The sequence below is a fragment of the Streptomyces sp. NPDC006739 genome (genome assembly GCF_042869815.1).
In the GTDB taxonomy this organism is placed as follows: Bacteria; Actinomycetota; Actinomycetes; order Streptomycetales; family Streptomycetaceae; genus Streptomyces.
Genome location: NZ_JBIAGM010000072.1, coordinates 1 through 4,564, shown reverse-complemented (window position 1 = coordinate 4,564; position 4,564 = coordinate 1). Strand labels below are relative to the sequence as shown.

5 protein-coding genes and 1 pseudogene are annotated in these 4,564 nt (G+C 65.1%); 3 read left to right on the top strand and 3 right to left on the bottom strand.

The window, feature by feature from the left end; all coding sequences use genetic code 11:
* Positions 1–575: pseudogene (locus tag ACFYMM_RS44140) on the top strand (hypothetical protein); the annotation flags it as partial.
* 477 nt (positions 576–1,052) lie between these two features.
* Here ACFYMM_RS44140 and ACFYMM_RS44135 read toward each other — a convergent pair.
* Positions 1,053–1,265: a cold-shock protein gene (locus tag ACFYMM_RS44135; protein WP_388398455.1), complete on the bottom strand. Its 213-nt coding sequence runs from the start codon at positions 1,263–1,265 to the stop codon at positions 1,053–1,055.
* A 217-nt stretch (positions 1,266–1,482) separates the two neighbouring features.
* The gene (locus ACFYMM_RS44130; protein ID WP_388398453.1) at positions 1,483–2,718 is read right to left on the bottom strand and encodes a hypothetical protein; all 1,236 of its coding nucleotides are present in this window, start codon (positions 2,716–2,718) and stop codon (positions 1,483–1,485) included.
* A 233-nt stretch (positions 2,719–2,951) separates the two neighbouring features.
* Between ACFYMM_RS44130 and ACFYMM_RS44125 the strand changes: the two genes are divergently transcribed.
* The gene (locus ACFYMM_RS44125; RefSeq protein ID WP_388398452.1) at positions 2,952–3,428 is read left to right on the top strand and encodes a hypothetical protein; all 477 of its coding nucleotides are present in this window, start codon (positions 2,952–2,954) and stop codon (positions 3,426–3,428) included.
* Positions 3,429–3,443: 15 nt separating this feature from the next.
* Positions 3,444–3,734, top strand: coding sequence for a hypothetical protein (locus tag ACFYMM_RS44120; RefSeq protein ID WP_388398451.1), 291 nt, complete (start codon positions 3,444–3,446; stop codon positions 3,732–3,734).
* On the opposite strand, the gene ACFYMM_RS44115 is transcribed toward ACFYMM_RS44120, so the two are convergent.
* Positions 3,677–4,564: IS3 family transposase (locus ACFYMM_RS44115; RefSeq protein ID WP_388398449.1), on the bottom strand; the 888-nt coding region annotated here is incomplete at its 5' end. The two genes, ACFYMM_RS44120 and ACFYMM_RS44115, sit on opposite strands and share 58 nt — an antisense overlap.

Here is a 4,564-nt window from a genome sequence, read left to right as displayed (position 1 = left end):
CCGGCGAGTACTTACTGGGTGGCGCCACTTCTTCCTCGTTTCCTTGTTCAGGACAACCCTATTGGGTGCCTGTCCGGAAACTTCGTGGCCCCTCAACCATCGTGGGCGTCGTTGCAGGCGGGGTCGTTGGGCGGCGCAGCGAGAATCGAAAGTGGCTTCAGGAGACACAGACGTCCGCCTCCGAGAGGTTCCTGCAGGCTTTCGGCGCCGTCGAGATGGAGCTGCGTGAGGCGTTCCTCGAACGGCGCAGACCTGCAGTCGCATGGGGACCGGTCAATGCCTCGATCCAGTCGCTGACCTTGGTGGCGAATCCCGAGGCGGCCGCAGCAGCTCTCCAGCTCTGCGATGTCATCGAGGATTTCACCATCCTCTTCCACGATCGTCAGCCAGCGGATCTTGAGGAGCTCCGACCGATCCACACCGCCTTGGACCAGGGGCACTTGAAGTTCGTCAATGCGGCCCGACGCTCACTCCATCCCTCGCAGGAACGTCTCACCCAGACACTCGGCGGCCCGTCGCCCTGGCGTGGCGTCGCCTTCGTGGACCAAGGCGACGGCGCCGGCGAGGCTGAATAGCACAATGAGTCTCTTCACCGGTGCTTCTCCAGGGTGAGGACGGCCTTGCTCACCGCCGGAAGATCACTCAACCAGCACCCCTGTTCGACCTGCACGTTCCAAGATCGGTTGAGATACGGCTTCTCAGCCGGTCGGCGATCGATGGCTGACCGGCAGAGGACATGGTGCTGCCGCCAGACCCCCGAGACTGCCGCTCCCGCCACCAGGGGGACCGGCGGCACCAGGCCGCCGGCCACCTGCCAGCACGTCCGCGAACTGGCGGCAGTGTGTGATGACTCCGCTGTGGACGGGGTGCCCTGCCGCCGGTTGTTTTCAGCCAGGCCGGTGAAGGGGTGCATAGAGGTGCGCACGAGGCTTGCAGCGCTGCCCACAAGCCCTGGAGTCAGGGCCATCCACTCTGCTTGCACAGCGGTGCCACGACGTCGGCGGCCGCGACAGTCGATCTTGACCGTTTGCCAAGCGATCTTGATGCTCTGCTCAGCCCTCGGGAACGACCTCGTCTGCCTGCTCACCCTTCTGGCCCTGGACAACGACAAAGGTCACCTTCTGGCCTTCCTTGAGACTCTTGAAACCGGCCCCTTGGATCGCTCTGAAGTGCACGAAGAGGTCCGGACCGGATTCCGGGGTGATGAAGCCGAACCCCCTCTCGTCGTTGAACCACTTCACGGTGCCATGCTGCCGCTCTGCCATACCCACTCCTCGGATCGCGTGTTTGGAGCCGGACGTGCGTGACACCCCGGCGAGCTGATCATCGCCGACTGTTGGATAGGAATCCGGGATAGGCACCACAACCGGAAGTTGTCGGAACCAAGCGGTCAAACTCACCTGACAAACGGCCAAGGATCTCTGTGAGAGAACAGGAGGCGCGGGCGTGAGTGGATACCTCACACCTCACAGCTCACCCCGTCTACCTGGGGGAACGGGCTGCGAGACTCACAATCTCCGCGTCATCTGGTAGGTCCAGGCGCTGGCGCGGCCGAGGGAGCAACACGTCCGGGCCGCCGGGCAGCAGACCCCTGTTGCGTAGGAACTTGACGCGGCCGCGGCACCAGGAGGAACAGAACTCCCGCGGCTGGCGCCCGGACGCGGGGCAGGGCTGGGTGCACACCAGGCAGTGGCCTGGGGCGGCGACGGGCGCCAGGCGCTTCAGGAGCTCACGGACCCGGTCTTCCTCCTCCTGCTCGTACGGTTCGACGTCAGCCGTGCAGCCTTCGAGCAGCTCGGTGAACGCGGCGCGGAAGGCGGGGATCTCGCGGCGGCAGGCTCCGAGAAGGTCTAGGTACTCCTCCACCGGCCAGCTGGCCAGCGTTCCCGAGCGTGAGAGGTACAGGCCGAGGGTGTCGATCCGGTACCGGTCGTCCGTGTCGAGCAGCAGGTAGCCGGTCAGCTGCCACGCTTCCGCTTGGTGCAGGGTGCGGGTGTACCGGGTGCTCTTGAAGTCGAGCAGCAGCCCGTCGACGGCCAGGTCGGCGTCCGCGGCGATGCGGTCGGTCGGGAAGGTGGGCGCCGGGGTGCAGTCCTCCGGCCGTGTGCGGGCCCGCAGGTCGTTCAGTGGGCCGTCGGCGGCCTTGTAGAGCTGGGCGACGACGTCGGCCACCATGTCGCGGTGCGGCAGATGGAGCAGCCGGTCCAGGGTGAAGGCGCCGGGGTCTTCTCGGGCGGCAATGGCCAGCGGGGTGAAGGCGAACCCGATCGAGGTGCGGTAGTTGACCTGGTACCAGGCTGCGGCGATCAGCAGGCGGGCCAGGTCCTCCTCCTCATCATGGGCGCGGTCCATCGGGAGCTCTCGGTTGTCGAGTTGCAGACGCATGACCGTCTCTTGGAGGCGTTCCATGAGTTCTTCGCCCACGTCCCGCATTCGTTGCCGTGCGTCGGATTCGTAGGAGCCGGTGAGCAGGATGCCGAGGCGGGCGACGTGGTCGACTGGTTCGGCGGCGGTGAATGCCAGGCGGAGCCGGTAGTCGATCGTGGTGCCGACGTTGCCGGCCTCGGTGCCGACGCCAGGCCCCGGCGTCAGGATCTGGCTGTTGCGGTCCCGAGCCCGGAAGCTTTTACGCAGCGGGTGGGCACCGGCCGACAGTTCACGGTCCAGGAACCGGCGCAGCGGGGTGCGTGGACAGTGAATCCCGGAGGTCAGGCTCATCAAGTCACCGCCTTGGGCAACAGGCGCCACCATGGCGCGGTTGAGTCGTGATGAACCGGGACGGTACGCAGCAGGACTGACAAGCCGTCACTCGTAGGGATTAGCCGACAGGCCCGGCAAGTGAGCGGATCAACCGATCGTGTGATCAGGGCGGGGTGGGGCTGCCGAAGGGTGGGCTTCGCCCTGAAAATGCACCCTGCCCCGCCAGCGGCTGTCGGTACCGTCCTCCGGTCATGGAATCGCCGGTCACGTTCGGTCGTCTCTACGAAGGTGCCAAGCGCTTCGCGCGCTTGGCGATGGAAGCCCACGCCGAAGAGGACCAGGAGGTCTTTCTGTTACACGTCGGCGTCGGTGTCGAACGCCTGCCGAAGGCAGCATTGGTCCTTGTCCATCCCACCCTGCTCACCGAGGTGAACGGCAAGGACGACATGCTGCTGCACTTCGCGGGAGCGGTGTCCAAACCGCCGACGCGGCTCAGGACCATCGGCGCGTTGCCGGCGATCGGCCAGCTGCGGAAGATGGAAGTTCTCCCGGAGAGGTCCAAGTCCAGCAGCGAGGCTGACGACCTGGACGGTCTGATCGAGCTGCGAAACGGTGTCGCCCACCTCGGCACAGGCGATGTGGAGGACTACCTCGGAACCTTCGTCGCGACCGTGGACCGACTCTTGCCGCACTTCAGGCAGGAGGCGGGCTCCTTCTGGGAGTCCTGATCGGACGCGGTCCCAGTGGTCTTGGACGACCGGGCCGACCGCCTGCAGAAGGACGTGCGCCTGCGGATGAACCAGGGCCGCCACCGTTTCAGGATGCGCTTCGCGGACCTTCCGGAGGGAGCGGTCGACGGCGTTGAGCAGGCGGTGAGCGAACGCGGGCTGATAGTGGTCGAGGTCGGCCCGGAAAAGGCGCTGTTCCAGACCCTGAGGGGCCTCGCGTTTCCCGGACAGGCTTCTGACCGTCTATTTCACGCGACGATTCGCAACTTCTCGTACTCGGCGTGGACTTCGCGCGGTGGGCGGTAACCCACCGCCGAGTGGAGGCGTTTGCGATTGTACCAGAATTCGATGTAGCGAGTGACGTCCTGCCTGGCTGTCTCGCGGGTCAGATAAGTCACCCTTGATACCCGCTCGTTCTTCAGGGCGCCGAAGAATGATTCGGCCATGGCGTTGTCGAAACAGATCCCGGTGCGGCCTGAAGATCTGCGGAGCCCGAAGCGGTCCAGCGTTCTGCCGAACTCGGCTGACATGTAGTTACTTCCGCGATCCGAGTGAAATATCGCGCCGACTGAGAGGTTCCTGTTCCGTGCCGCGTTACGGATCGCCCTGGATATCAGTGGGGTTTGGTAGTGGTCGTCCATCGCGTAACCGATTACTTCCTTCGTGCAGCAGTCGATGACCGTTGCGAGGTACAGCCAGCCTTCCTCGGTCGCGATATAGGTAATGTCACCGACAAGCTTCTCGCCGGGCGCATCCGCGGTGAAGTCGCGGCCGACGAGGTCCGGCACCTGGCCGGCCGCAGCCTGAGTGAGGTTGAACCTCTTCGGCCGTGGCAGGCAGGGCACCAGGCCCTGTTCGCGCATGAGGCGGCGGACCAGCCCCACGCCCGCGGCGACTCCCCAGCGGTGCAGCTGGGCCTGGATACGCCGGTGCCCGTAAGTGCTGTCGGACATGTCGAAGGCTTTCCCGATGAGCAATTTCAGTTCTTCGCGCCGCTGGGCTGTCGCGGATTCCGGGCGGGATCGCCAGTCGTAGTAGCCCGATCTGGAGACGCCAAGTCGGCCGCACATGAACTCGACGCTGTATGCGTACTTCTCGGTGTCGAGTCGCATCTCGTCGATGAACTCGTACTTGCT